Below are 26,250 nucleotides of genomic sequence, written 5' to 3' on the forward strand. Positions count from 1 at the left end.
TTAACGTAATCCCAATTGGCGACGAATATGGCGCATTAATAAGAAAATCCAAGGCCATAAAATACCGCTAATCACTGCCCCTAAAATCTCTTGCTGATTAAAATCAGCGCTGTGTAAGACTAATTCAACAAAAAAGATAAAAAAGCGAATTGCAATAATATATAGCATCACCAAAATGGCTTGTAACCATAAGGATAAGTTACGTAAAATAAGGTGATATTTTGCAATAAAATAGATTGCGATAGATAACACTAAAGCGTGAATGCCCAGAATAGAACCGAGCACTAAATCCCATACGATACCGGCAATAAAGGCGGTGCCAACACTCATTTTATCCGGTAAGGCTAATGCCCAATAAATTAATACTAATACAATCCACGTTGGCCTTAATCCTTGTAAACTTATTGGCCAGGGCATAATTTCTAACACAAACGAAATAATGAAAATACTAATAACAGCAATCAGCTGAAAAATTGGATTGGTACGCATTATTCAGCCCCTTGTTCTGTATGATTATTTTCATCGCGTTCTATTTCTAGCTCTCTATCGGGGTTAATTTGCTCATCATTATGATCAAGTTCAGCCTCTTTTATTTCATCATTTGTTTGTTCTTTTACTTGATCTTTTTGCTTGATTTTAAAACGCGAAAGCGGATTTAAACTATTGCGACGTTCTTCTACTACATCACGCACTTGCTGTGGCGATAGGCTTTTAGCTTTGCGTAATTCTTCTCTCGTTGGCCACAATAGTAGCAAATAGCGTAAGCGGTCAAAAGATGCGAGTGGCCGTGCCACAATTCGTGCAAATTGGCTTTGACTGTCATTTGTTACTGCTTCAACAATCGCAACCGGATACCCTTCAGGAAAACGCCCGCCTAAACCAGAAGTAATTAATACATCGCCTTTGACTACATCAACAGCACGCGGTAGATTATCAATAAATAGTTCATCATTATGCCCGCTACCATTGGCAATGCCTCGCACGTCATTACGTAGCACTTGTACCGGTACGGCGTGTGTGACATCAGTCAGCAATAATACACGGCTACTGTTTTCTCCTACGGAGATAATCTGCCCAACAACGCCTTTCTCATCAATAATCGGTTGCCCAACAAAAGCGCCATCATTTTTACCACGATTAATAATCACTTGTTTACGGTAAACATTCATTTCTGCGGTTAATACTTCAGCAATTTTTTTATATTCATCTTGGCGTAATGGTGAGCTTAATAGCAAACGTAAACGTTGATTTTCAACTTTTAGTTGATCCAACAGCAATAAATCCGCATTTTTTTCACGTAACTGCTCCTTCAAAACGTGATTCTCTAATTGTAATTTATTATTATCGATAAAATTATTGCTTACGCCATCTAGTACAGAACGTGGCGCGTTAGCAAAGTAATATAAGCCACTGACGGCTGTTTCTAGCATATTACGAAATTGAATAATGACACTACTACATCCATCAAATGCGATCAACATAATAGAGAGAATAATGGCAAAGAATAGGCGTACGCCTAATGAGGGAGCTTTAGCAAAAATTGGTTTCATTGTGTTATATTTAAATGACGCTAAGCGATAAGAAGTAATAATCAATAATGGATAATGCAAAATATTTTAGCATTATCCATACTGTTTAAGTTAGATTAATCATCATTACTAAATACATCACCACCGTGCATATCAATCATATCTAGCGCTTTACCTCCACCTCTTGCGACACAAGTTAAAGGATCATCTGCCACAATCACCGTCACGCCGGTTGCTTCTGATAATAAAACATCTAGATTTTGTAATAATGCGCCACCACCGGTTAAAACCATACCGCGTTCAAAAATATCCGCAGCTAATTCTGGTGGGCATTGTTCTAATACGGATTTCACCGCTTGTACAATACCGCTTAATGGTTGCTCAATTGCTTCCAAAACGTGTTTTGAATTTAGTTCGAAAGTACGAGGTGCGCCTTCAGCTAAGTTATGGCCGTGCACTTCCATTTTACGCACTTCATCTTGCTCACGAATAGTTGCCATTGCAATTTCTTTCTTAATTCTTTCAGCGGTTGCTTCACCGATTGCAGAGCCAAAGTGACGGCGTACATAAGCAACAATTGCTTCATCGAGTTTATCGCCACCAATGCGAACAGAGGTTGAATATACAATGCCATTTAAAGACAATACCGCAACTTCCGTTGTGCCACCACCGATATCGATCACCATTGAACCTGTTGCTTCATGCACGGGTAAATCTGCACCTATTGCGGCTGCCATAGGTTCTTCAATTAAATAAACTTCACGTGCGCCCGCACCGATTGCTGATTCTTTAATCGCTCGGCGTTCTACTTGTGTCGCACCGGCAGGTACACACACTAATACCCGTGGACTTGGGCGCATAAAGTTATTGCTATGCACTTGCTTAATAAAATGCTGTAACATTTTTTCTGTTACGAAAAAGTCAGCAATCACACCATCTTTCATTGGCCGAATAGCCATAATACTTTTTGGCGTACGACCTAACATTAATTTGGCATCAGTCCCCACCGCTGCAATACTTTTTAAAGAACCAACACGGTCTTGTCGGACGGCGACAACAGACGGCTGATCAAGCACAATCCCTTGTCCTTTGACGTAAACAAGCGTATTGGCTGTGCCGAGGTCGATAGAAAGATCATTTGAAAATAAGCCAAGAAATTTTTTAAACATATGAGTGTGATCCGTTAATGAATTTAGGCGATTTGCGATAACAAAAATAGCGCGCTTAAAAAGAGAAAATTATGCTTAAATATAACAAAAAAGGCTATCTCACTTCAATGAATAATTTTATGGAATAAAAATAAATAGCCAAATAGAAAAACGAAAACGCCATTGTTTAAAGTGGCGTTTGATACGTTAATGCAGATAGTAATTAGCCTTTATAGTTATAAACGTGCGCAACTAAATCTAATACTTTGTGAGAATAACCGGTTTCGTTGTCGTACCAAGAAACTAATTTGACAAAGGTATCGGTTAATGCGATACCTGCCGCTGCATCAAATACTGACGTTTCTGTTGCACCATTAAAGTCGGTTGAAACAACAGCATCTTCGGTATAGCCTAATACGTCTTTCATTTCATTTTCTGATGCACGTTTAATTTCCGCACAAATTTCTTGATAGCTTGCCGCTTTTTCTAAATTGACGGTTAAATCAACCACGGATACGTTAGTTGTCGGAACACGGAATGCCATACCGGTTAATTTACCATTTAATGCTGGTAATACTTTACCTACTGCTTTAGCTGCGCCAGTTGAGGACGGGATAATATTTTGCGCTGCACCACGTCCACCACGCCAATCTTTCGCTGATGGGCCATCTACTGTTTTTTGCGTTGCTGTAGTGGCGTGGACGGTTGTCATTAAGCCTTCTTTAATACCAAATTTATTATGGATAACTTTTGCTAATGGTGCTAAGCAGTTAGTCGTACAAGAGGCATTTGAAACGATATCTTGACCGGCATACGTATCAAAGTTTACACCATTCACAAACATAGGTGTGGCATCTTTAGATGGGCCTGTTAATACTACTTTTTTAGCACCGGCAGTAATGTGCTTACGTGCTGTTTCATCAGTTAAGAATAAACCGGTTGCTTCAACCGCAATATCAACGCCGATTTCATCCCATTTTAAGTTCGCAGGATCGCGTTCTGATGTAACACGAATCGTTTTACCATTTACTACTAATTGACCATCTTTTACTTCAACTGTACCGTCAAAACGACCATGCGTTGAATCGTATTTTAACATGTAAGCCATGTAATCAACATCAATTAAATCGTTAATACCGACTACTTCGATATCATCACGTAATTGTGCTGCACGGAAAACGATGCGACCAATACGACCAAAGCCGTTAATACCAATTTTAATAGCCATAGATTTTTTCACCTATATTTAAAAGTTAAACAAATTTTTCTTCCCGTCACAAGACTTTAGGAAGTGGTTTGATTATAGCCATAGTCGAACATGACTTTCAACTAAAACTACTATCTGTAAAAGTATGAGATAAAATATTTGTGATCTACGTCAACTTTTTAAAAGTTGTCCAACTAAGCGGTCTAAAAGCAGGTAGAATGTAGCTTGCGACTAAACAAGTTTAATAACTTAAACCATCATTTAAGGGAGATAAACAATGAAATCGATTAGCGACTTAACGAAAGAACAAAGAGAAATATTAATTAATCACGGCACAGAATTGCCCTTTACCGGTAAATTTTTAAACGAAGCACGCACTGGCACTTATCGTTGTGTGCGTTGCCATCATTCGCTTTTCCGCTCAGACACTAAATTTGATACGGGGTGTGGTTGGCCTAGTTTTTATGAAGCGATTTCAGCAGATGCGTTGCGTTATGTAGATGATTACCGTTTAAGCCGTCCTCGTACTGAAATTCGTTGCGCGCATTGTGATTCTCATTTAGGTCACGTATTTAACGATGGTCCTCCACCAACCGGTTTACGTTTCTGCTTAAATTCCGTTGCACTCAATTTTAAATGGGATCAAACGGGTGAAGAAATAGATGGTTAATTGGCTTAAATACGCGGTTTAGTTTTGACTTTTTTACGTAAAATTGACAATTAAACGTGTAATTTGATCGCTTATTTTGCTGAATTACTCAAATTATTTCCACGTTTGCACGAAAAAGACCGCTTGTAGCGGTCAAATTTCTATTCAAATGGCTTGGCTATAACATAACACTATGGCTAGTTTAAACACTAATGGAGCCAATATTGATGAGAGTACGCCATTTGCTACTAAAGCAATAGAGCTATAACTACCGGCTTTTATACTGTATTCCATACCGCATCCGGTGCATAATACGTGTGAAACCGTCCCCATTGTTAAACCAACCGCTCGCATATTACGTACATTAATCAGATGTAAGATCGTAAATCCTAACACTGAACCAATCAGTCCTGCAATCATTACGCCAACTGCGGTAATTGCTGCATTTCCACCAATTTGAGTGGCAATCGCAACCGCAATCGGTGTAGAAACAGATTTAGCTAAATAACATCATATAACGCGTTAATGATCTTGCACTAGGCGTAATCCATTGCACTTTAACCACGCCGATCACTAAAACGCTAAACAGTAATAGCAATCCCCAAATACTATCCGGTATACCAATCGGGAGTAAAAAATCTACCCCTTTACCAAGTAATAACATCAAAAAAAGTAACGCTAATGACAGTAAAAAACGAATCATCTGCAACATATAAACTCCAACACAAGCGGTCGAATTAGGCAAATTTTTCGGAAAAAAGACCGCTTATTTTTTCAAAAATTGAATCACTTTAGCAAGATCACGAGTACGGCTTGATGGTGGCAAACTTTCTAAAAAAGTCTTGCCATACTGACGCATCACTAAACGAGCATCACAAATAATCACTACACCTTTATCGGTTATATCACGAATCAAACGCCCAACGCCTTGTTTTAGCGTAATCACCGCTTCAGGAATTTGAATATCATTAAATGGATCACCACCTTGCAAACGGCAATCTTCCATTCTCGCTTTTAATAGCGGTTCATCTGGTGAGGTAAATGGTAATTTATCAATAATAACTAAAGATAATGCATCACCACGAACATCGATCCCTTCCCAAAAACTTTGCGTTGCGACTAACACGCTATTTTTTTCGGCAATAAATTGTGCTAATAAGCGCGCTTTGCTTGTTTCACCTTGCAACAATACGCTAAGCTGGCTATGTTCTCGTAAAAAATCAGCCATACCGCGCATCATTGAATAAGAAGTGCACAACAAAAAGCAACGGCCATTATTGGCTTCAATAACGGGCATTAGCATATTTCCTAACGTGGTTAACGTGTGAGATTTATTGGTATCAGGCAGATAACGTGGCACACAAAGCAGTGATTGATTAGCATAATCAAATGGACTGGGTAATACTATTTGTTCTGCATTTTCAATGCCTAAGCGTTGACAAAAATGATCAAACTGACCACCAACTTCCAAAGTTGCTGAAGTAAAAACCCAACCAATTTGTTGCTTTTTGAGTTGTTCACCAAATTTATCTGCCACGGTTAACGGGGTGATATGTAAACCAAAATAACGTCCGTTGGCTTCATACCAATAGCAATAACCAACTATGCTAGTATTACTCAATTTTTGTAATTGAACTTTGACTTCCGCCAATCTTTCGAAGATTTTATCTAACGTTTCTGAGCGACCAAGTGATTTTTTAATCACTTCTTGTAGAAATTCTATATTTTCTGCTATTTTGGTTAAGCCATTTACGACTTTTTGATCAGCCAGTAATTCACGTAAATTGCCACGAATACTGCCTTCAACACCCATCAGTAAACGAAAATCTTGAATCACTTTTTGCAAATGTTCCGCCACTTTGCCTAACTGAGCAACGTCTTTTAATTCGGTACGATAGACAATCTGGCAATCTTTACAAAGATCAAATAGCTGACGTGAAGTGAGTGATTGCCCAAAATATTGGCTGGCAATATCCGGTAGTTGATGTGCTTCATCAAAAATCACTAATTCTGCTTCGGGGATCAATTCGCCAAAACCGCTTTCTTTTACTGCCATATCCGCACAAAACAGATGGTGATTAACCACCACGATATCGGACTCCATCGCAGTACGGCGCGCTTGAACAACATAACACTCTTTAAATTGCGGGCACTCTGCCCCTAAACAACTGTCAGTCGTACTCACTAATTGTGGTAAAATGGCACTATCTTCAGCAATGCTCGTGCATTCACTTAAATCGCCTGTGTGCGTGCTACTCTGCCATTGGCGAACTTTCTCTAAATCCGCTAATACAGTTCTATCACCGACCACTCCCATTGAAATAACTTGATCTAACCGTTCCAAACATAAATAGTTAGCACGGCCTTTTAACAACGCCACCCTGCCTTTATATTTCAAGGCCTGTTGAATGGTGGGTAAATCACGTTTAAACAGTTGATCTTGTAAATTTTTTGAACCGGTCGAAATGATTGTTTTTTTACCCGACAATAGAGCCGGGACTAAATAAGAAAACGTTTTGCCTGTACCTGTCCCCGCTTCCACTACCACTGATGTCGCAAAATTGATTGCTTTTCCCACCGCTAGTGCCATCTCAAGCTGGGCGGCACGAGGACGAAAGCCTTTAATTTTTCTACTTAGCAAACCTTGTTCACTAAAAGTATGGATAATTTTATCGTTTTTCATCATTCTTGATAGGGCTAATAGCCTTAACCTTTCGCCAATATTTGTGTTAAAAATCGCGCGGTGTGAGAGCCTGGTTGTTGAGCCACGTCTTCAGGCGTACCTTGTGCAATAATTTGCCCGCCTCCAGCCCCTCCTTCCGGGCCAAGATCAACGATCCAATCCGCCGTTTTAATCACATCTAAATTATGTTCAATCACGACAATGGTATTGCCTTGATCGCGTAATTTATGCAATACGGCTAATAGTTGTTTAATATCGGCAAAATGTAATCCTGTGGTCGGTTCATCTAAAATATAGAGCGTTTTACCGGTATCGCGTTTGGATAATTCAGTAGCTAATTTAACCCGCTGTGCTTCGCCCCCCGACAAAGTGGTTGATGATTGACCTAAGCGGATATACGATAATCCTACGTCAATTAACGTTTGCAATTTACGTGCAATCGCTGGAATAGCATCAAAAAACTCACGCGCTTCTTCGACAGTCATTTCTAATACTTGGTGAATCGTTTTGCCTTTATAACGAACTTCCAACGTTTCACGGTTATAGCGTTTGCCTTTACAATGATCGCAAGGCACATACACATCCGGTAAAAAGTGCATTTCTACTTTAATTACACCATCACCTTGACAAGCCTCACATCGCCCGCCTCTCACATTAAAACTAAAACGTCCAACGTTATAACCTCGTGCGCGTGCTTCTTGAGTACCGGCGAATAATTCACGAATTGGCGTAAATAAACCGGTGTAAGTCGCAGGGTTAGAACGCGGTGTCCGACCAATCGGGCTTTGATCAATATCAATCACTTTATCAAAATGAGCTAAGCCATCAATCGCTTGATAAGGCGCAACATCTGTTCTTTCCGCACGATTTAACGCATTCTGTGCCAATGGGAACAAAGTATCATTAATGAGGGTTGATTTGCCTGAACCAGATACTCCGGTAATACAAGTAAATAAACCAACAGGAATCACTAACTCAACGTGTTTTAAATTATTACCGCTTGCTCCGCTTAAAATCAGTAATTTGTTGGCATCATAAGGCATTCGTTCAGTTGGAATCTCAATTTTCTGTTTGCCGGCTAAATATTGACCGGTAATAGAAGCTTCGATCTGCATAATTTCAGTAGCTGCACCTTGTGCAATAACTTGACCACCGTGTACCCCTGCGCCTGGACCAATATCAACAATATGATCAGCCGCACGGATAGCGTCTTCATCGTGTTCTACTACAATCACGGTATTGCCTAAATCACGTAAATGAATCAGCGTATTGAGTAGCCGTTCATTATCGCGTTGATGTAAACCAATTGAAGGTTCATCTAACACATACATGACCCCCACTAAGCCTGCACCAATTTGGCTTGCCAAACGTATTCGTTGTGCTTCACCGCCGGATAACGTCTCTGCTGAACGGGATAACGATAAATAATTTAAGCCAACATTCACCAAAAATTGCAATCGTTCACGAATTTCTTTTAGAATTTTTTCAGCAATTTTGGCTCGTTGACCATTTAATTCTAGCTGTTCAAAAAAAGTTAATGCTTCACCAATCGATTTTTCGGCTATCTCAGGTAAATTGGCTTGTTCGATAAACACATTACGCGCTTCTTGGCGTAAACGTGAACCTTGGCAAGCCAAACAAGCTCGATTATTGATATATTTGGCTAATTCATCTCGCACGGCATTCGATTCGGTTTCTTTATAACGTCTTGCCATATTGTTTAATACACCTTCAAAGGTATGTTTGCGTTGTATTTTGTCGCCACGATCATTGATATAAAAAAACTCAATCTCATCGCTTGATCCATATAAAATAATTTGCTGGATTTTAGCGGGCAATTGCGCGAATGACGTATCAATATCAAAGGCATAATAACTAGCCACTGCGGTTAATAGGCTGAAGTAATACAAACTACGGCGATCCCAACCTTTAATTGTACCGCTTGCTAAAGAAACATCTGGGTTCTGTACTACTTTAGCGGGGTCAAAATATTGTTCAACACCTAAACCATCACAAGTTGGACAAGCACCGGCAGGATTATTAAAGGAAAACAGACGAGGTTCTAATTCAGGTAATGAATAGCCACATTCAGAACAAGCAAAACTAGCAGAAAAGACAATTTCTGGCGCGCTGTGGTCGTCCATATCAGCGATAATCGCCGTAGATCCCGATAATTCTAATGCAGTCTCAAACGACGCCGCCAAACGAATCATCATATCCGATCGTACTTTAAAACGATCTACCACCACCTCAATAGTGTGTTTTTTCTGTAATTCAAGCACGGGAGGATCGGATAAATCACAAATTTCACCATTAATTCTGGCACGGATATAGCCTGAAGCGGTCAAATTTTCTAATAATTTAACATGTTCGCCTTTACGGTTACGCACAACCGGAGCTAATAACATTAAGCGTTTACCTTCAGGCTCTTGCATCACGCGATCAACCATTTGCGAAATGGTTTGAGCGACTAATGGCAAATCGTGTTTTGGACAACGCGGTTCACCTACTCGAGCAAACAACAAACGCAAATAATCGTGAATTTCAGTAATAGTGCCAACGGTTGAGCGTGGGTTATGTGACGTTGATTTCTGTTCAATCGAAATCGCCGGCGATAAACCTTCAATATGATCAACATCGGGCTTTTCCATTAATGATAGAAACTGCCGTGCATAAGCTGAAAGTGATTCAACATAACGACGTTGCCCTTCCGCATAGAGAGTATCAAAGGCTAAAGAAGACTTACCAGAACCTGATAAGCCGGTAATTACAATTAATTTATCTCTTGGTAGAATTAAATTGATATTCTTAAGGTTGTGGGTTCTTGCACCACGAATGTCGATAGATTTCATTATGATTTGCTCTATGCTCAAAAAATTTTAATTATTATCGCATATTTCAAAGCTGTACAAAATATCAGTTTTAGTGCGTGCATTTTTCTGATTTTTCAGTAGAATAGTATCAAAATTTAGTGACACTTATTTAAATAGAGGATTTTATGGCAGGAATTAATAAAGTGATTATCGTCGGCAATTTAGGCAACGATCCTGAAATGCGAACCATGCCAAATGGCGAAGCCGTTGCTAACATTAGCGTAGCAACGAGTGAAAGCTGGACAGACAAAAACACAGGCGAACGCCGTGAAGTAACTGAATGGCATCGTATTGTGTTTTATCGCCGTCAAGCAGAAGTCGCAGGGCAATATTTACGTAAAGGCTCTCAAGTTTATGTAGAAGGACGCTTAAAAACGCGCAAATGGCAAGATCAAAATGGGCAAGATCGCTATACCACTGAAATTCAAGGCGATGTATTACAAATGCTAGGTGGACGTAATCAAGCCGGTGATGTTGCTACTCATCAAAATCAAGCAGGTTGGAATGCACCAGCTTCCGTACAAAATAATTATAATCAAGGCGCTAGCAATTATAATCCTAACCAAACACAAGCGTATTCAACAACTCAGACAAATCGTACTAAACCGGCGGCTGAGCCTGTGATGGATAATTTTGATGATGATATCCCATTCTAAATTGCTTATATACTCAAAATATAACATACTATTATCAGAGAAGTTTTATTTATAAAACTTCTCTTTTAGATATCATGTAAAAAATGCTGATATACGCCCATTAAGTCACCATTAACTTCATGATATTTGTTTAAACTTCATCAATGATCCATTCAAACCAATCAATCACATCTTTTTCATGAATACCATGATTAATTAATATCGCCGCATTTTTAACGGAATTTGGATCTTTTGAGATCAATGGGTGCCAATCAAAAAGCGGTTTGCCTTCATACAATAACCGATAAGCACAGGTTTTAGGTAACCAACTGAAATCGGCTAAATTTTTTTTAGTCAATTTTGTACAATCTGCCTCTAATTTAAAGCGCTTTGCATAATTCATACAACGGCCATTATTGATATCAAGTAAATTACAAGCAATCGATGTATAATATAACCGCTCGCGCTTACCTTTACCGTATAAATACTTACGATAACAACACTTACCACAACCATCACAGAGTGCTTCCCATTCTGTTTCATTCATTTCAATCAATGATTTTTTCTGCCAAAAATTATCTTCTAATGGGTCCATATTCTTTTTTGTTAAAAGTTTGTTAGTTTACTTTATTTTAGCGCCATTTTAGCATATTCTAAGCTAACGCAAATCAAGCAATCGGTTGCCAAAATCAAAAAATAGTGGAGAACAATCAATGAAAAGCGATGTAGAAATTGCACAATCTGCAACTATGCAACACATTAATCATATAGCCGAAAAACTAGGTTTAACAGTAGATCAAATCGAGCAATATGGTAAATATAAAGCCAAAATTAATCCTGCCGATGCCTTTAAATTGCCCGCTAAAAACGGTAAATTAATTTTAGTTACTGCGATTAATCCAACTCCGGCAGGCGAAGGCAAAACAACCGTAACAATTGGATTAACTGATGCGTTAAATCATATTGGGAAGCAAGCAGTGGTTGCTGCTCGTGAACCGTCTTTAGGCCCCGTGTTCGGAGTAAAAGGCGGTGCTGCGGGTGGGGGTTATGCACAAGTATTGCCAATGGAAGATATTAATTTGCATTTTACCGGTGATTTTCATGCAATTACGAGTGCTAATAATTTACTCGCGGCGTTATTAGATAACCATATTTATCAAGGTAATGCATTAAACATTGATCCAAAACGGATTCTATGGCGACGCGTAATTGATATGAATGATCGTCAATTACGTAATATTCTAGGCGGTTTAGGCAACACTACCGATGGTGTTATTCGCCCAGATGGTTTTGATATTACCGTTGCGTCTGAAGTAATGGCGATTTTCTGCTTAGCCAAAGATTTAGCGGATTTAAAAACACGGTTAGGCAATATTTTAGTCGCATATACCAAAGATAAACAACCGGTTTACGCTAAAGATCTAAATGCACAAGGTGCAATGGCTGCACTGTTAAAAGATGCAATCAAACCAAACTTAGTACAAACAATAGCAGGCAGTCCTGCATTTATTCATGGTGGCCCTTTTGCCAATATTGCCCATGGCTGTAATTCAGTTATCGCCACCCGTTTAGCATTACATTTAGGTGATTATGCCGTTACAGAAGCGGGCTTTGGCGCTGATCTTGGTGCAGAAAAATTCTGTGATATTAAATGCCGTTTAGCAGAATTAAAACCCGATGTTGCAGTCATTGTGGCTACTGTACGTGCCTTAAAATATAACGGTGGCGTAGAAAAAGCTAATTTAGCGGAAGAAAATCTTGAGGCATTAACAGAAGGTTTACCAAATTTGCTGAAGCACATTGCTAATTTAAAAAATGTACTAGGTTTGCCGGTTGTAGTCGCCTTAAACCGTTTTGTGTCAGATTCTGATGCAGAATTAGCGCTAATCCAAACCGCTTGTGCTAAACAAGGCGTTGAAGTTTCATTAACGAAAGTTTGGGCTAAAGGTGCTGTCGGTGGCGTCGATTTAGCGCATAAGGTGTTAAAAGCAATTGATGAACAACAAAATAATTTCCAATTTGCTTACGATGTTAATGACCGTATTCAACATAAAATCACTGCAATAGCACAAAAAATTTATGGTGCAACCGATGTAAACTTTAGTGCTGAAGCGCTTGCAGAAATTAAAAAATTAGAAAAATTAGCTTTAGATAAGTTACCAATCTGTATGGCAAAAACACAATATTCATTAAGCGATAATGCTAAATTACTTGGCTGTCCTATTGGTTTTAACATTACTGTGCGAAGTATTACTGTTTCAGCGGGTGCTGGTTTTATTGTTGCAATTTGTGGCAGTATCATGCGAATGCCAGGCCTACCTAAAAATCCAGCAGCAAATCGGATTGATGTCGATGAAAATGGTATAATTAGCGGTTTGTTTTAATATATTATTTTCAATAAATTCGCTTAGCAGATAAAAAATCACCGCTATTAAAACATAGCGGTGATTTTATTTTGACCTACATAAAAGTACGCTTAGAATTTAACATGGATATCTGCACTTACTACATTATTATAACCTTTAGTATTTTCTAATTTAAGATCGTAATTAACATACCAAGTAGTATTTGGTGTAATTTCTGTTGTTGATCCAATACCTAACCATGTTTTGTTTTTCACTAATCCAATACCTTTTACTTTAAAATCTGCATGATTAAGAACATTATTAGCTCCGGTATATTTTGCAGTATAGCTTAAATCTTGTTGGTTAAAGGCAACTTGATGATTGACATAACCTTGTAAAGTGGTTTTCATACCGTTGGCATAACGTAGTTGGTGAGCCACACGTAATCCAACTAAACCACTCGTTTGAGCATAGGTCTGTTTTGGTGCAGTTAAACCTAACTGACTATTTGTTTCAGTAAATGCTCCACGAATAACATTGTCATAAGCAACCCCTATAAATGGCGTCACGGTAAAATCATTTTGTTTAAGATTATAGCCGCTCTCAATATAAGCAGAAATAACTTTATCACGATGGTTTACTTTACCTTTTTGTTGTTGTGTTTCTTGAACTAACTCACGTTCTACATCACTATTAACACTGCCAAAGCCTAATCGACCTTGTAAATATACTGGCGTTGAATAGATATTATTTAAACGAGAATAAAGTGAAACACCGACACCTTTAGCTTGAGAGTTTCCACCATAGCGGTTAAAAGTAACATTTGCTTTAGAATAGTTCATCGCAGCCCCTACAATAACATCATCGGCAGCCATAGTATCAGCACCGACCTGCCCTGCTAAAGTTTGCGTTTTACCTTCACCAAAGCCTGGTTGTGTTAATTTACCATTTGCATAGATTGCACTCGCCCAAGCCCCCGATGCTAACGTTGGATCCGCTGATGTGCCTAAGGTATCTAAACGGTTAGATAAATCTTTATTCACCGCTTCAGCATTTTGGAAGGTTAACGCCTGAGCAGAAGCATAGATTTGCCCGGAGAGTTTATCGAATGTAGATTCTTCGTTTTTATCGTTCAGTTTACCTTGCTGTAACTCCGCAAGAACTTTGGTAATTGGCGCAGAAAGTAAGGAACGATAGGTAGGTAATTGATTATCAATAGCGACCATTGTTGTCTCTAAAGCTACTGCAACATTTTGTATCATACTATCGCTATTCAGATTAGATTGTACATACTTTTCTACGGCTTGTCGTTTTAAACTAGCCTCTATTTTGTTATCTATCACTTTCGCTGTTACAGAATACATTCCTTGAGGTTTAACTTTAAAGTCCCCCTCTATTTTCTGTGCAATAACTGGTATAAATTTTTCCCCATTAGAAGTCACGTAGTTTTCTGAACTCATTGCTAACGTTGAACCATCTAATATAGCTGTACCATTAACTCGAACTGACGAGTTAGGAGAAGTATGTAGTGTAGAACCATATATCGATCTATAATATGGAACTGTAGAATGACCATAAGATCTCCAATATCCTCTGTTCTCTACGCCATTACTAAAATTAGTATTAGATGTAACTAATCCACCATTTTTATTTATCGTCATCGGTGAATCATATCTTTTATTATTAATCTGTAATGTCCCTTGTTCAATAACAGTATTACCAGTAAAAGTACTATTCCCAGATAAAATCAAATGCCCATTGCCTTTTTTTATTAAACCCACATCGCCTGATATATCATTCTCAAATTGATATGGATTACGATTATAATAATAGCCATAATAATTGGTATAGTTATTATTAACATTTAATACAACATCTTTTCCATCAGTCAGACGTTTATCAAATATAGCCGGTCCTTTAGTGGCTTTTTCTACATCCAATAGCCCCCAACCAAACACATCATCAACACCTTCTGCACCAATATCCGTTGCCGTACTCAAAATTGTCATTTTGATTTGTTCATTCGTTATCCAAGGATATTTTTCCTTAACTAGCGCAGCTGTGCCTATTACTGCCGGTGCAGCAAACGAGGAACCACTCTCAATCATAGTGACCCTTTTCGCTATTGGTATATGGTAAATATCGAATGCATAATCACCTACTGCTGTAATACTCCAATCTTTTGCCACACCGGCTTGAGAATAAGGTTTAAGGTTACTCCAATTAAAATCTCCTAATCCACTTTGATGTCTTGCTGCAACTGCAACAACAGATATTCAACCTTTTTTTAAGTTGGGTTCAAAATGTGGTAGGCCCGGTTCTAAAGATGGATTTTTATCTCCTCGCTCATTACCTGCTGCCCAAATAAATAGACCATTGTCATTAACTTTCTGACTGTAAAAATCTAATATTTCTCTTTTAAATGGGACTTTATAATAATTTCTATTATATTTTCTACGAAATCTTCTTGTTGGATTCAAAATTTCTATATTAGAAAAGTCTGTTACTTGATTCCTAATACCAAAAGACTGATTAAATATTCTAGCCCCTTTGTTCCATAAAGCATTATAGATTTCTAAGGAAGGCGATACACCACTAGCATTACCTGTAGATATATCGGCTAATAATAATTTCGTTTTTGGCGCTATGCCATTATTATGCTGATCCTTATTACCTGCAATCATCTCGCTTACAGTAATACCACGGGTACCCGCTACAGTAAAACGATCCGTTTTCATAATTGCAGCATGACCACTAAATTTTCTAATTATATCGTCCTTCATAAATGGATTGCTGAATCCACTATCAAGCACACCAACTAGAACACCTTCACCTGTCAATTTATTTTCTATGGCTTTTTTATTATTAGGATCGTTAGCATCATATTCCCTAAATTTATTACGCCATATAATATTATCATGCGAATTATAAGTACTAGTACTAGTACTAGGATAACTCTGATCATAACCATAATAATAGTAATCAGGTCTATCCCATAATAACCACTATAATATCGATTATCTAGATCGTCATAAGCTAAAGCATTAATAGAAGTTAAAATACTTGCTGCTAAAAGTGTTTTTTTGTACAACATAAAAATCCTTTCTTTACCTGAATTGATTTTAAAATAATTTGCAATTATTACTGCTATTACAAAATTATCTACCACCCAATATTTTTGTTTACCAATTATACAATAATAAATAAACAAAATTACTTGCAAGCAAGTATAATCTATTTTTTGTAAAGAAAAGTATAGAAATCGTCAATAATGCAATTAACACCATTGTTTGTTTAAAAAACAATATAAAAATGAAAAAAAACGCTAATCAGATGATTAGCGTTTTTGTATTTGGTGCTCTGAGCGAGACTCGAACTCGCACATCCTATGGACACTACCCCCTCAAGATAGCGTGTCTACCAATTCCACCACCAGAGCTTTTTTGATTAGATATTATTGAGGAATATCATTATTTTGATTTTCAACTTTTGTAGGTTGTTCTACCTTTTGTTGAATACCACTTAAATCTTCAAACTGACTTACGTTACCTGTTTTATGTGAGTTTAAATTGCCGATTAATAAGCTAAGTGCAAAAAAAATAGTGGCTAAAAAAGCGGTTGTTCTTGATAAAAAATTTGCTGAACCTGCTGAACCAAATACCGTTCCTGAAGCACCGGCGCCAAACGAAGCACCTGTATCGGCACCTTTACCTTGTTGCATAAGCACAAAACCGATTAATATTACAGCAACGATAAGATAAATAATTGTGAGTACATTTAACATTTGATTTCTCTATTCTGTACGCGATAAAGTAAGTGATTTCAAGATTAAAATCAATTTTCGATGGGGCGTATGATATAGATTATGCATTTTGGTTGCAAGTAAATTTTATTACGCCATCCACATTTGACTTATTTTTCATCAGCCATTATTGATGCTTTAGTATGTGCTTGCTTAGCAGATAGCTTAAGCGGTGTAATTGTGTTGAGTTTTTGCAATTTTTGTCGGTCTGTATGCAGTAGCTCGGGTAATTTAGTCATTAATTGGTGCATAAATTGTTGGTAAGTGACTTGTTTTTGGCTAATTTGTTTCAGTTGCATTTCCCATTGGGCAGTCATATCTGGTTGAGTCGCTATATCTGGCAAGGCGCTAATTAAAACTCGTCCTGTTTCAGTACTTTGAATATTACGCCCTTTTTTGGTAACAAAACCGCGTTTAAAGAGCAATTCAATAATACCTGCACGAGTGGCTTCTGTACCCAAACCATCTGTTTCACGTAGTATTTTTTTAAGCTGTTTATCTTGCACAAAACGTGCAATACCTGTCATAGCGGATAACAAACTTGCATCAGTGAAATGGCGTGGCGGTTGTGTTTTTTTACTGATAATTTCCCCTTTCTCACAATGCAGTCGTTGTGCTTTCTGTACTGTGGGTAACAATGGTTCAATCATTTCATCACAGTCTTCCTTACCTAATAAGGCTTTCCAACCTGCAGTCACTAAATTTCTAGCTTGAGCAATAAACGTGCCTCCCGCAATATCTAAAGTGATTTTTCTTTTGCTATATTCTGCATCTGGGCAAAATTGCATTAAATATTGACAAGCGATCAAGCGATAAATCCGTTGTTCATTTTCAGTGAGTCGCAGATTGCCTTGCCTAGCGGTCGGAATAATGGCGTGATGTGCTTCTATTTTTTTATCATTCCAACAACGGCCACGTAATGCTAAGTTAACGACTTCGGGTTTTTGTTGATATTCAGTCAGATGATGTGCAATCGCTGCCACGACGTTAAACCGTTCGTTATAATGTTCATTTGGTAAATAACGATTATCTGAACGAGGATAAGTAATTAATTTGTGGGTTTCATATAAGGTTTGGCAAATATCTAATACTGCTTGAGCCGATAGACCATAACGGCGTGCGGCATCAATCTGTAGTGCTGAAAGCGAATAAGGTAAAGGTGCTATTTCACTTTCGGTTTTGTCTTGATAATCAGTCACGCAAGCGGTTTGATCACCGATACGTTTAACAACATTTTCCGCCAATGCGTGCGAGAGTACTCTTCCTTCTTCATCTTGGTAATCTTCACATGCTTTACTTGGCTGCCAGAGGGCAGTAAATCTTTCTTGTGTGGTTGGCACAATGATATGTGCTAAAACTTCAAAATAATCTTTAGGTGTAAAATGTTCGATCTCAAGATCACGCCGTACAATTAAACCTAATACAGGCGTTTGTACGCGCCCGACTGAAAGCACGCCTTGATAACCAACCCAACGGCCTTGTAGAGTATAGGCTCTAGTCATATTAATGCCATACAACCAATCTGCTCTTGCGCGTGCTAACGCAGAAGTAGCAAGCGGTATAAAATCACAATTATTTTGTAATTTATTGATGGCTTTACTGACTGCAGTTGGATTAAGATCACTAACTAAACAGCGTTGTATTTGGCTTTTTTTACTCGCAGGCACATTTAAATAATTAAATACTTCATCAACTAATAATTGGCCTTCTCTATCAGGGTCGCCCGCATTGACTAATATTTCTGCTTTTTTAACTAATTTTTCGACCACTTTAAGCTGTTTAGCGGTTTGTTTTTTAGCAATTAATTTCCATTGCTTTGGAATAATCGGTAAATGCTCCATTCGCCAGGTTTTAAAACGTTCATCATATGCATCTGGCTCGGCTTGTTCAAGTAAATGGCCTATACACCAAGTCACATAATCATGTTCACCGCATTGAATATAACCATCGCTTCGGATATGAGGTTTAGGCAATACTTCAGCAATCGCACGGGCTAAACTCGGTTTTTCGGCTAAAAACACTCGCATCATATAATCAATTAATTAAGGCCTTGTGAGGAAAGGATCATTTGGCATTGTACGGGCGCCATTGGTATTACTTTTGGCTTAGCAGCAGTCGCATTAGCGGGCGCTGGCAAAAACCAAGAATGCAATTCATCACCACAACCATCACCTGCGACAATTGGTGGCTGATTCTCGCAATTTCGAGCATCAGCTGGACAACTTAATCGAACGTGGAAGTGTGAGTCGTGCGCATACCAAGGTCGGATTTTTTGTAACCAAGCACGATTTTTACCCGCTGTTTGACATAATTTAAGCTTAATCGCTGGATTGACAAAAATACGGTTCATTCGCTGATCTTGGGAAGCCAGTCTAATTAAAGTAGTGTGTTGGTTTGTCCAACGTTTTTCATCTACACGTTGTAAAGTGCGATTCACCATAATAGTCGCCAAACCGGCTGGATTACGGGCGGTTTTATCATCCATTGGTCCAAAACGTAGCCAAATATCTGCATCTAATCCCGTCTGATGGCTAGCATGGCCTGAAGCAAAACGGCCACCGGCGGGCATGCCCATATCACCAATTAAAATTGGTGGTAGACCTGCTGTCCGAGTGCGTTTAGCTAAATCAGTTAAATAACTTAATAACTGAGGATGGCCATAATAGCGGTTTTTAATTGAGCGAATAACTTGGTAACCATTGCCTTTTAGTGCTAACGGCCGAGCACCAATAATACAACCATTACTATACCCACCGATCGATTGCGGTTGCCCTGCAACGGGTTGGCGGATTTTCTCCCACAGAGTCGCTTGGCTGACTAGGCTAGATAAAGTAAAACTGAATAAAAGCAGGCTTTTCAATACATTCATCTTGCTTTCCTAATAAATAAAAAAATGTTCAGTGTTCAGAATAGCGTGATATTAACCACACTGTGCTTTGAAACGAAGTAGGTGATCAAGCAATACAATAGCAACCATTGCTTCCACTATCGGTACCGCGCGGATACCCACACAAGGATCATGGCGTCCTTTAGTGACTAATTCTATCGCTTGATTATCCATATTAACCGATTTACCCGGCACCATAATGCTAGAGGTCGGCTTAAAGGCAATGTGTGCTATAATAGGCTGACCGGAACTAATACCACCTAAAATGCCACCGGCATGATTAGAAAGAAAGCCATTTGGTGTCATTTGATCACGATGCTGACTACCTTTTTGGCTCACTACCGCAAAACCATCTCCAATTTCAACCGCTTTTACGGCATTAATTGACATTAATGCGTGAGCTAAATCAGCATCTAAGCGGTCAAAAACAGGTTCGCCTAAACCTGTTGGGACATTTTCTGCAATCACGGTTAATTTAGCCCCCATTGAATCGCCTTCTTTCTTCAAACAACGAATTAATTCATCAAATTTTGGTACTGCCGTTGCGTCAGGGCAAAAAAACGGATTGTTGTTTACATATTTCCAATCAATTTGCGCAATATCCGCTACACAAGTAGGATCAATTTTGATTGTGCCTATTTGAGCTAAATAAGCCCGTACTTGAATGCCAAATTGTTCACTTAAATATTTTTTAGCAATCGCTCCGGCGGCCACTCGCATTGCGGTCTCTCGCGCAGATGAACGTCCGCCACCACGATAATCACGAATACCATATTTTTGTTGATAAGTATAATCAGAGTGTCCTGGACGAAATACATCCATAATCTCACGATAGTCACTTGAGCGTTGATCATTATTTTTAATGATTAAGCCAATGCTAGTACCGGTCGTTTTTCCCGCAAATACTCCCGATAAAATTTGTACTTGATCGGCTTCTCGGCGAGCAGTGGTATAACGTGATGTGCCGGGTTTACGCCGATCTAAATCTGGTTGAATATCCGCCTCAGATAACGCCATATTGGGCGGGAGTCCGTCAATTATACATCCCAAAGCAAGTCCATGTGATTCGCCAAAAGTGGTCACTTTAAATAACTGTCCAATGCTATTGCCTGCCATTATGTTTCCTATTTATTCATTGTTGCTTCATCATTAAATTGAAATGTTTTACTGGCTACTTTTAGCTCTTCTTGTGTATCTTTATTTTTAATAAATACGTCCATTTGGTTAAAGGCAATTTCAATATTATTTTGATTAAATAATTCATAAATACGTCGATTTAAGAAATCTAGTGTTGGATTTCGATCGCCTAATTGTTCAACATAAACCCGTAATTCATGATCTAAGGTGCTTTCCCCAAAAGTTAAAAAATATGCGCGTGGCGTAGGATCTTTTAACACTTTATCGTCTTCTAATGCAGCTTGTAACAATAGCGCTTTGACTTTTTCAAGGTCAGAACCATAAGCGACTCCGACTTTAACAATTAAACGTGTTGCTGAGCTACTTAATGCCCAATTGACTAATCGTTCAGTCACAAAGGCTTTATTGGGCACAATCACTTCTTTACCGTCAAAATCAACTAAAGTTGTCGCACGAATACGGATTTTGGATACGGTGCCACTAAATGCACCAATAGTTATGGTATCACCAATCCGCATCGGTAGTTCAAATAAAATAATGATGCCTGATACAAAATTAGCAAAGATTTCTTGCATACTAAAACCTAATCCAACCGATAAAGCGGTAAATAACCATTGTAGTTTATTCCACGACATCCCTAGCATTGAAAAGGCTGAAATAGCACCTAATGCAATCATTAGGTAAGTGAGTAAGGTCGTGATCGTGTAAGGCGTACCCTGTGAAAGTTTGATATGTGAGAAGAAAATAGCTTCTAATAAACCGCTTAAGTTACGAATTAATACATAAGTGACCGCTACAATAATAAATGCAATCAATAAGTTGAGCAGGGTAATCGACTCCATTACAGTGCCGGTCTCTGTGACAGTGGCTTGTTGCCATAACGTTACGCCATCTAAATAATAAGCAACGGTAATTAAATCAGACCAAACCCAATACAATAGACCAAATAAGCCAACCCATAATAAAAAGTCGGTAATCTTCAACATTTGATCACGAATATCACTGACTGCCATTGTGTCATCGTGCAATTCAAAGGGAACATCTTCTCCCGTGCTATTCGTTTCTTCTGTAGCAGATTTTAATAATTGTTCGCGTTTATCTTTCAAACGGCGATACGCTAACCGGCGAGAAGCAACGCTAAATGCGCGATAAAACACATTACGAATAATAATCCAAGTAATCTCCGCAAAATAAGTTGAAATCAAATGTTTTATTAGCACTAATGCGGTGTAGTAATACCCTAAAATAATCAAGATGATCAACACTATTGGTGCAAGCAATAGCACAATACGAACGAGAGTCAGTAAAAAATTACGTGGGCTTTTTTCTTCTTTAGCAACATGTTGATAAGTTGAAATCGCATTTCTAAAGCCCGGCACCACTAAAAAGACCATTACACCTAATACACAAATAGTCATTATCTGACCAATAATATCATAAGCAACGCCTGTTTCTAAATTAGTAAACAGTGATGTATTGAGTAATAACACAATTAACCAAACAGAACGCTTGATCATTCTACGGAAAGCTTGGTTACTTTTCTGTGGCATATTAAAGTGTCGGAACCCTAAGCCATTGCGCCGTAACATGGCGACTAAAAAGGCAAAATACAGCCAATAACCTGCCATTTTAGCGCCCCAAGGCCAAATATCTACCGGTTCTTGGAAAAATGTATCCGTGACTAAAATAAATGAGATTAAAAAGAAAAAAGTACTCGGTAAACAAAGCACAATCGTCCAAAAAATCGCAGTGGGCGTATTCCATTGACTATCAGTCGCTATGGTTAACATACTATTATTAATTCTGGTCAACCGTTTTTTGATCTGCTCTTTTTTGCGTTGAATCAACCAGTTCATAAATAGCAATAGCATAATTAATAGACTTGCTGACACAATATTATTGTGCCAATTAGAGAAATCCAAATGCTTAGCTAAATCTTTTAATTGGAAACCAGCCGTTGTGAAAAACTTCATAAACCAGTCTAGATCCATCGGTGAGTTACTTTTTACCCAGAAACTTTGCTGTTGTAATTTCTGTTGTAAAGTATCGCTGATAGCTTGTACTTGTTTTTGATTTAACTCGATATTTATTGATAAATTTAACTGACTATTTAGCGATTTAACTAACTCAGTTAACGTTTCTGCACGTTCCTGTAAAATAGCTTTTAGCTGTAGTCGTTCTGTATCAGACAAAGTTGTTTTTTCATTTTTTTCTGCTTTGGCAATATACGATTTCTCATCAGCAATAGCATCTCTTAATTCCGTGATATCAAAAACACGTACACGTAAATCCTCAATTTGTTTGGATAAACCTAAAATCATCTGATCTTGCGGTAATAATTGTCTTTGTTTATTGATAATACGAGATAATACTAAGGTGCCTTGCAATGAACTAATTTGTTCATCAATATTACGTTGCGTTTGTTGCAAATTTTCTAACACATTTTTGATGCGTAAATTATCTTGCGATAATTGGCTCATATCCGTAGTTTGTTTAAGTAATTCTTGGCTGATTTTGGTATTAAACGCCAACTCTTTTACAATCAATGGATTAGTATCTGCTTTAACTTGTTGTTGTGATTGTTCTGCCTGTTCAACTTTATTTTTTGAATCTTCAACTAATTTGCGGTTGATTGCCATTTGTAAATTAGCCAGCTTAGATAACATATTTTACTGAGCTAATTTCTTTTCATCTAATTGACTATCATATAAAGTGGTTAATTCTTCTGTGCCACGTAATAAATCATAGTTATAACCATTTTGTAGATCTAATAAGGTTAATTCTGTTTCAAATTTAACTTTTTCTGCTGAAGAAAGGTTGGTATTACCTAGTGCAGCGTTAATCATCTGTCGCCGAGTTGCATTATCTGCTAAAGCTAATTGTGCTTTATCAGGCACGGTATTTTGTGCTACTAAATTACCATTGATAGTGGTTAATTCGGTCTGAATCATTTCTAATTCAGCTTCTAAACTCGCTAATGCTTTTTGTAAATCGCCAATCGAACTTTTTTCCAACATATCAACTGTTGGCACAATTATATTTTTTAATTTTTCAATATTCATTTGGCTAATGCCTAATGCAACACTCGCGCCTTTAATCTCTTTCGTTAAATCTTCATTATCATTTTTTTGCTGAGCAATTTTCTCTAACAAACTACGCGTTTCTTCTAGGTGTTTCACCAGTGCATTATTGCTATCGTTCTTATCTAGCTTTTTTGCATCATTAATTTGCATTTCAATCACTTTATAGCTTGGTAATTCAGCCGCAAGTAGCACACTGCTACATACAAATAAATTCAACCAAAATAAGATAACATTTCGCATCAGTTTCATAATTAATTTTTCCTTAATAATTTAGTTAATGCTGTTTGCACTTGTTGTCTAGCAATTTTAATGTTGCCCTGTTGTTCATAATCTTGCATATTTAACGGATAATACGCGATCGGCAATTTAAATTTTTCTAATTTATCGGTTAACCAAGCCATCAGCTTTGTAACATTTTCAGTAAAATCACCACTATTAAATTGAATAACCGCAACCGGCCGCTGGCCAAATTCGCTATCTTCTTTGGGAAGAACAAATACTTGTTGCACCCAACTGGATTGATAAATCAGCTGTTCTATTTCTTCTGGCTGAATATTTTCCCCACCTGAAATAAACATATTATCTAATCGCCCTTTGACGACTAATTGACTTTGTTGGTTCCATTTACCACAATCTTTAGTCTGTAACCAACCTTGTTGATTAACAAGCGGTTGAATTTCACCATTTTTTTGCCAATAACCTAATGCTAAGCCCGCTCCTTTTACCCAAATTTCATTTTTTACAATGCGTATTGAACGCCCAGCTAATGGCCGACCCACATTATCTATTTCATTTTCAACCGCACAAATTGTTGATGCCATTTCTGTCATACCATAACCTGCATAAGTGGTAATACCTTGTTGTTGTGCTTGCTGAATTAATGTTGCAGGAATGGCACTCCCTCCTAATAAAAATTTTTGCTTAAGCGTATTGGTTCTCCGTTCTTTTAAATAGCGTTGTAATTGCGTCGGCACCAAAGAAGCGTGCGAAACATTGGCTAAACAATCAAAAAATTGCGCTTTCGCATCATTTAAATAAAGCGTGGCACCTTGTAATAACCAACGCCAAACAATGCCTTGTCCGGAAACGTGAAAAAGCGGTAAACTTAATAGCCAACAATCCGTCTGCGTAAAGTGCATTAATTGGCACACTCCAACCGCATTTTCTAAATGATTACGAATAGAGTGAACGACCGCTTTGGGTGATCCTGTAGAGCCTGAGGTGAGCGTTAATGTTGCGGGCTGATCGATATTGAGTTCTGACAAGCTATAGGCGGTTGTTTGTGGCAAAATATCCGCTAATAAATCTTTAAACAGCTGATCGGTAATCAAAAACTCAACTTGATTATCAGATAGAATTGCTTGGCGTTGCCCTTCATTTAACGCGGGATTTAACATTAAGATCGGGACACCGATCGCCAATGCAGTGCAATAACATAATAGCCCATTGAACTTTGATTGCCCTGAATAAGCTATTAACTTAGCTGAGGTGATACCTTGAACATGGAAGTATTGCGCAGTTTTAAGAATGGTTTGATGAAAATCAGCCCAGCTCAGCTGATGAGGAACAGCCGTAGCATCAAGCTGTTTTCCCTTTTGCCATATAATAGCAGACTCTTGAGCTTTCTGTTCTGCCCAATACGCAGTAGGAAAAAGGGAAAATGTGACCATTTATGCAAATAATACTCGCACACGATCAATTAAATGACTAGGCATTTGCATTGATTGCATTACAGCGGTCAAAATCAAACCTTTTCTTGCTGTACTATTATTCGTTACGACCCAAAATGGTGAATCAGGAATTTTTTTTGCCTTTACGCCGTTGCCACATCTTAACAACATATCTTCATTTGTGGCAAAATATGTACGTTCTGTGCCAGTTACAACCGCTGTTGCATTTGCAAAGCCTTGTTGATCTGAAATATGCAGAGCCGAAAGCAACATTAAAAAACGTCTTACATTTTTTGTTTCATTCACAAAAGTTTCTGACTTAAGTACTCGTTCAAACTTCTGCACAGTCTTTTCTATATTTGTTTGCTTTTTAGCTTGGTTAGTTGATTTAGTAGATGCGTTCAATTCTTCAGCAATATTGGGTTGCACAAGCACAAAAGGTTGTGGCGATGATGGCAAACGCAACAAACGACGTAAAATATCTGATGCACTTTCGCCAATTGCTTGGGTTCTACTCGCAATATAATGATATAATTCATCATCAACTTCGATTGTTTTCATCTGATCCTCTGAAATTTGTTAAATGATTGACTGTTAAATGA

The 26,250-nt window shown here is 38.0% G+C and carries 17 protein-coding genes, 1 tRNA gene and 4 pseudogenes; 3 read left to right on the forward strand and 19 right to left on the reverse strand.

Translation table 11 applies throughout. From position 1 onward, the window contains the following. From mreD to gap, 4 genes are all read right to left on the reverse strand, one after another. Window positions 1-489, reverse strand: a complete 489-nt coding sequence (gene mreD, locus BMX01_RS04870; protein WP_010945165.1) for a rod shape-determining protein MreD — start codon at window positions 487-489, stop codon at window positions 1-3. After that, entirely contained in the window at window positions 489-1,550 is a 1,062-nt protein-coding gene (gene mreC, locus BMX01_RS04875; RefSeq protein WP_064083056.1) for a rod shape-determining protein MreC, read from the reverse strand. Before mreC ends, mreD begins: the two co-directional genes overlap by 1 nt. Window positions 1,551-1,645: 95 nt before the next feature. Continuing rightward, the gene (locus tag BMX01_RS04880; RefSeq protein ID WP_010945163.1) at window positions 1,646-2,698 is read right to left on the reverse strand and encodes a rod shape-determining protein; all 1,053 of its coding nucleotides are present in this window, start codon (window positions 2,696-2,698) and stop codon (window positions 1,646-1,648) included. Between the two features lie 202 nt (window positions 2,699-2,900). Beyond that, window positions 2,901-3,905, reverse strand: a complete 1,005-nt coding sequence (gap, locus tag BMX01_RS04885) for a type I glyceraldehyde-3-phosphate dehydrogenase (RefSeq protein WP_064082972.1) — start codon at window positions 3,903-3,905, stop codon at window positions 2,901-2,903. Window positions 3,906-4,161: 256 nt separating this feature from the next. Here gap and msrB point away from each other — a divergent pair, with 256 nt between their 5' ends. Continuing rightward, window positions 4,162-4,554, forward strand: coding sequence for a peptide-methionine (R)-S-oxide reductase MsrB (gene msrB / locus BMX01_RS04890; protein ID WP_064082971.1), 393 nt, complete (start codon window positions 4,162-4,164; stop codon window positions 4,552-4,554). A 144-nt stretch (window positions 4,555-4,698) separates the two neighbouring features. Here the strand turns inward: msrB and BMX01_RS04895 are convergent. The 4 genes and pseudogenes from BMX01_RS04895 to uvrA form a co-directional block, all read right to left on the reverse strand. Continuing rightward, window positions 4,699-5,031: pseudogene (locus BMX01_RS04895) on the reverse strand (LrgB family protein); the annotation flags it as partial. A gap of 4 nt (window positions 5,032-5,035) precedes the next feature. Next, window positions 5,036-5,245: pseudogene (locus BMX01_RS04900) on the reverse strand (CidA/LrgA family protein); the annotation flags it as partial. Between the two features lie 54 nt (window positions 5,246-5,299). Further along, complete coding sequence (locus BMX01_RS04905) at window positions 5,300-7,219, reverse strand: DNA repair helicase YoaA (protein ID WP_064082969.1); 1,920 nt, start codon at window positions 7,217-7,219, stop codon at window positions 5,300-5,302. A 20-nt stretch (window positions 7,220-7,239) separates the two neighbouring features. Beyond that, window positions 7,240-10,068, reverse strand: coding sequence for an excinuclease ABC subunit UvrA (uvrA, locus tag BMX01_RS04910; RefSeq protein WP_074647872.1), 2,829 nt, complete (start codon window positions 10,066-10,068; stop codon window positions 7,240-7,242). Between the two features lie 146 nt (window positions 10,069-10,214). Between uvrA and BMX01_RS04915 the strand changes: the two genes are divergently transcribed. Continuing rightward, window positions 10,215-10,745 (forward strand): single-stranded DNA-binding protein, encoded by a 531-nt coding sequence (locus BMX01_RS04915; RefSeq protein ID WP_064082967.1) that lies wholly within the window; start codon window positions 10,215-10,217, stop codon window positions 10,743-10,745. Window positions 10,746-10,875: 130 nt separating this feature from the next. Here the strand turns inward: BMX01_RS04915 and BMX01_RS04920 are convergent, their stop codons facing one another. Beyond that, the gene (locus BMX01_RS04920) at window positions 10,876-11,319 is read right to left on the reverse strand and encodes a YcgN family cysteine cluster protein (RefSeq protein WP_064082966.1); all 444 of its coding nucleotides are present in this window, start codon (window positions 11,317-11,319) and stop codon (window positions 10,876-10,878) included. Between the two features lie 118 nt (window positions 11,320-11,437). Between BMX01_RS04920 and BMX01_RS04925 the strand changes: the two genes are divergently transcribed. Next, the gene (locus BMX01_RS04925; protein WP_064082965.1) at window positions 11,438-13,108 is read left to right on the forward strand and encodes a formate--tetrahydrofolate ligase; all 1,671 of its coding nucleotides are present in this window, start codon (window positions 11,438-11,440) and stop codon (window positions 13,106-13,108) included. Between the two features lie 92 nt (window positions 13,109-13,200). On the opposite strand, the gene BMX01_RS08000 is transcribed toward BMX01_RS04925, so the two are convergent. The 10 genes and pseudogenes from BMX01_RS08000 to seqA all read right to left on the reverse strand — a co-directional run bounded on the left by BMX01_RS08000 (window position 13,201) and on the right by seqA (window position 26,209). After that, window positions 13,201-14,730, reverse strand: coding sequence for an autotransporter outer membrane beta-barrel domain-containing protein (locus BMX01_RS08000; RefSeq protein WP_327216414.1), 1,530 nt, complete (start codon window positions 14,728-14,730; stop codon window positions 13,201-13,203). A gap of 33 nt (window positions 14,731-14,763) precedes the next feature. Further along, window positions 14,764-15,909 (reverse strand): annotated as a pseudogene (locus BMX01_RS04935) (S8 family serine peptidase); the annotation flags it as partial. Window positions 15,910-16,422: 513 nt separating this feature from the next. Then, window positions 16,423-16,508: transfer RNA gene (locus BMX01_RS04945), tRNA-Leu, on the reverse strand. Window positions 16,509-16,523: 15 nt separating this feature from the next. Next, complete coding sequence (gene secG / locus BMX01_RS04950) at window positions 16,524-16,853, reverse strand: preprotein translocase subunit SecG (RefSeq protein ID WP_064082961.1); 330 nt, start codon at window positions 16,851-16,853, stop codon at window positions 16,524-16,526. A 128-nt stretch (window positions 16,854-16,981) separates the two neighbouring features. Next, window positions 16,982-18,898: a DNA topoisomerase III gene (locus BMX01_RS04955; protein WP_064083055.1), complete on the reverse strand. Its 1,917-nt coding sequence runs from the start codon at window positions 18,896-18,898 to the stop codon at window positions 16,982-16,984. An 11-nt stretch (window positions 18,899-18,909) separates the two neighbouring features. Continuing rightward, window positions 18,910-19,740, reverse strand: a complete 831-nt coding sequence (gene mepA, locus BMX01_RS04960; RefSeq protein ID WP_064082960.1) for a penicillin-insensitive murein endopeptidase — start codon at window positions 19,738-19,740, stop codon at window positions 18,910-18,912. Between the two features lie 51 nt (window positions 19,741-19,791). Continuing rightward, window positions 19,792-20,874: a chorismate synthase gene (aroC, locus tag BMX01_RS04965; RefSeq protein ID WP_064082959.1), complete on the reverse strand. Its 1,083-nt coding sequence runs from the start codon at window positions 20,872-20,874 to the stop codon at window positions 19,792-19,794. 8 nt (window positions 20,875-20,882) lie between these two features. After that, a pseudogene (gene mscK, locus BMX01_RS04970) lies at window positions 20,883-24,230 on the reverse strand (mechanosensitive channel MscK). Beyond that, a complete protein-coding gene (gene menE, locus BMX01_RS04975; RefSeq protein WP_064082958.1) occupies window positions 24,230-25,648 on the reverse strand; it encodes an o-succinylbenzoate--CoA ligase in 1,419 nt (472 codons plus the stop codon). The pseudogene mscK and the gene menE overlap by 1 nt, the downstream one beginning before the upstream one ends. Next, a complete protein-coding gene (gene seqA, locus BMX01_RS04980) occupies window positions 25,649-26,209 on the reverse strand; it encodes a replication initiation negative regulator SeqA (RefSeq protein WP_064082957.1) in 561 nt (186 codons plus the stop codon). Between the last annotated feature and the right edge of the window lie 41 nt (window positions 26,210-26,250).

This window comes from [Haemophilus] ducreyi, assembly GCF_900109315.1.
In the GTDB taxonomy this organism is placed as follows: Bacteria; Pseudomonadota; Gammaproteobacteria; order Enterobacterales; family Pasteurellaceae; genus Haemophilus_B; species Haemophilus_B ducreyi.

What these genes read in the sequence shown, in the direction of transcription:
- BMX01_RS04915 (WP_064082967.1), top strand. Translation starts at nt 10,215, where the DNA reads ATGGCAGGAATTAATAAAGTGATTATCGTCGGCAATTTAGGCAACGAT.
- BMX01_RS08000 (WP_327216414.1), bottom strand. Translation starts at nt 14,730, where the DNA reads ATGACGATAAATAAAAATGGTGGATTAGTTACATCTAATACTAATTTT.
- BMX01_RS04925 (WP_064082965.1), top strand. Translation starts at nt 11,438, where the DNA reads ATGAAAAGCGATGTAGAAATTGCACAATCTGCAACTATGCAACACATT.
- mepA (WP_064082960.1), bottom strand. Translation starts at nt 19,740, where the DNA reads ATGAATGTATTGAAAAGCCTGCTTTTATTCAGTTTTACTTTATCTAGC.
- BMX01_RS04880 (WP_010945163.1), bottom strand. Translation starts at nt 2,698, where the DNA reads ATGTTTAAAAAATTTCTTGGCTTATTTTCAAATGATCTTTCTATCGAC.
- BMX01_RS04905 (WP_064082969.1), bottom strand. Translation starts at nt 7,219, where the DNA reads ATGATGAAAAACGATAAAATTATCCATACTTTTAGTGAACAAGGTTTG.
- aroC (WP_064082959.1), bottom strand. Translation starts at nt 20,874, where the DNA reads ATGGCAGGCAATAGCATTGGACAGTTATTTAAAGTGACCACTTTTGGC.
- menE (WP_064082958.1), bottom strand. Translation starts at nt 25,648, where the DNA reads ATGGTCACATTTTCCCTTTTTCCTACTGCGTATTGGGCAGAACAGAAA.
- secG (WP_064082961.1), bottom strand. Translation starts at nt 16,853, where the DNA reads ATGTTAAATGTACTCACAATTATTTATCTTATCGTTGCTGTAATATTA.
- mreC (WP_064083056.1), bottom strand. Translation starts at nt 1,550, where the DNA reads ATGAAACCAATTTTTGCTAAAGCTCCCTCATTAGGCGTACGCCTATTC.
- mreD (WP_010945165.1), bottom strand. Translation starts at nt 489, where the DNA reads ATGCGTACCAATCCAATTTTTCAGCTGATTGCTGTTATTAGTATTTTC.
- BMX01_RS04920 (WP_064082966.1), bottom strand. Translation starts at nt 11,319, where the DNA reads ATGGACCCATTAGAAGATAATTTTTGGCAGAAAAAATCATTGATTGAA.
- BMX01_RS04955 (WP_064083055.1), bottom strand. Translation starts at nt 18,898, where the DNA reads ATGCGAGTGTTTTTAGCCGAAAAACCGAGTTTAGCCCGTGCGATTGCT.
- seqA (WP_064082957.1), bottom strand. Translation starts at nt 26,209, where the DNA reads ATGAAAACAATCGAAGTTGATGATGAATTATATCATTATATTGCGAGT.
- msrB (WP_064082971.1), top strand. Translation starts at nt 4,162, where the DNA reads ATGAAATCGATTAGCGACTTAACGAAAGAACAAAGAGAAATATTAATT.
- gap (WP_064082972.1), bottom strand. Translation starts at nt 3,905, where the DNA reads ATGGCTATTAAAATTGGTATTAACGGCTTTGGTCGTATTGGTCGCATC.
- uvrA (WP_074647872.1), bottom strand. Translation starts at nt 10,068, where the DNA reads ATGAAATCTATCGACATTCGTGGTGCAAGAACCCACAACCTTAAGAAT.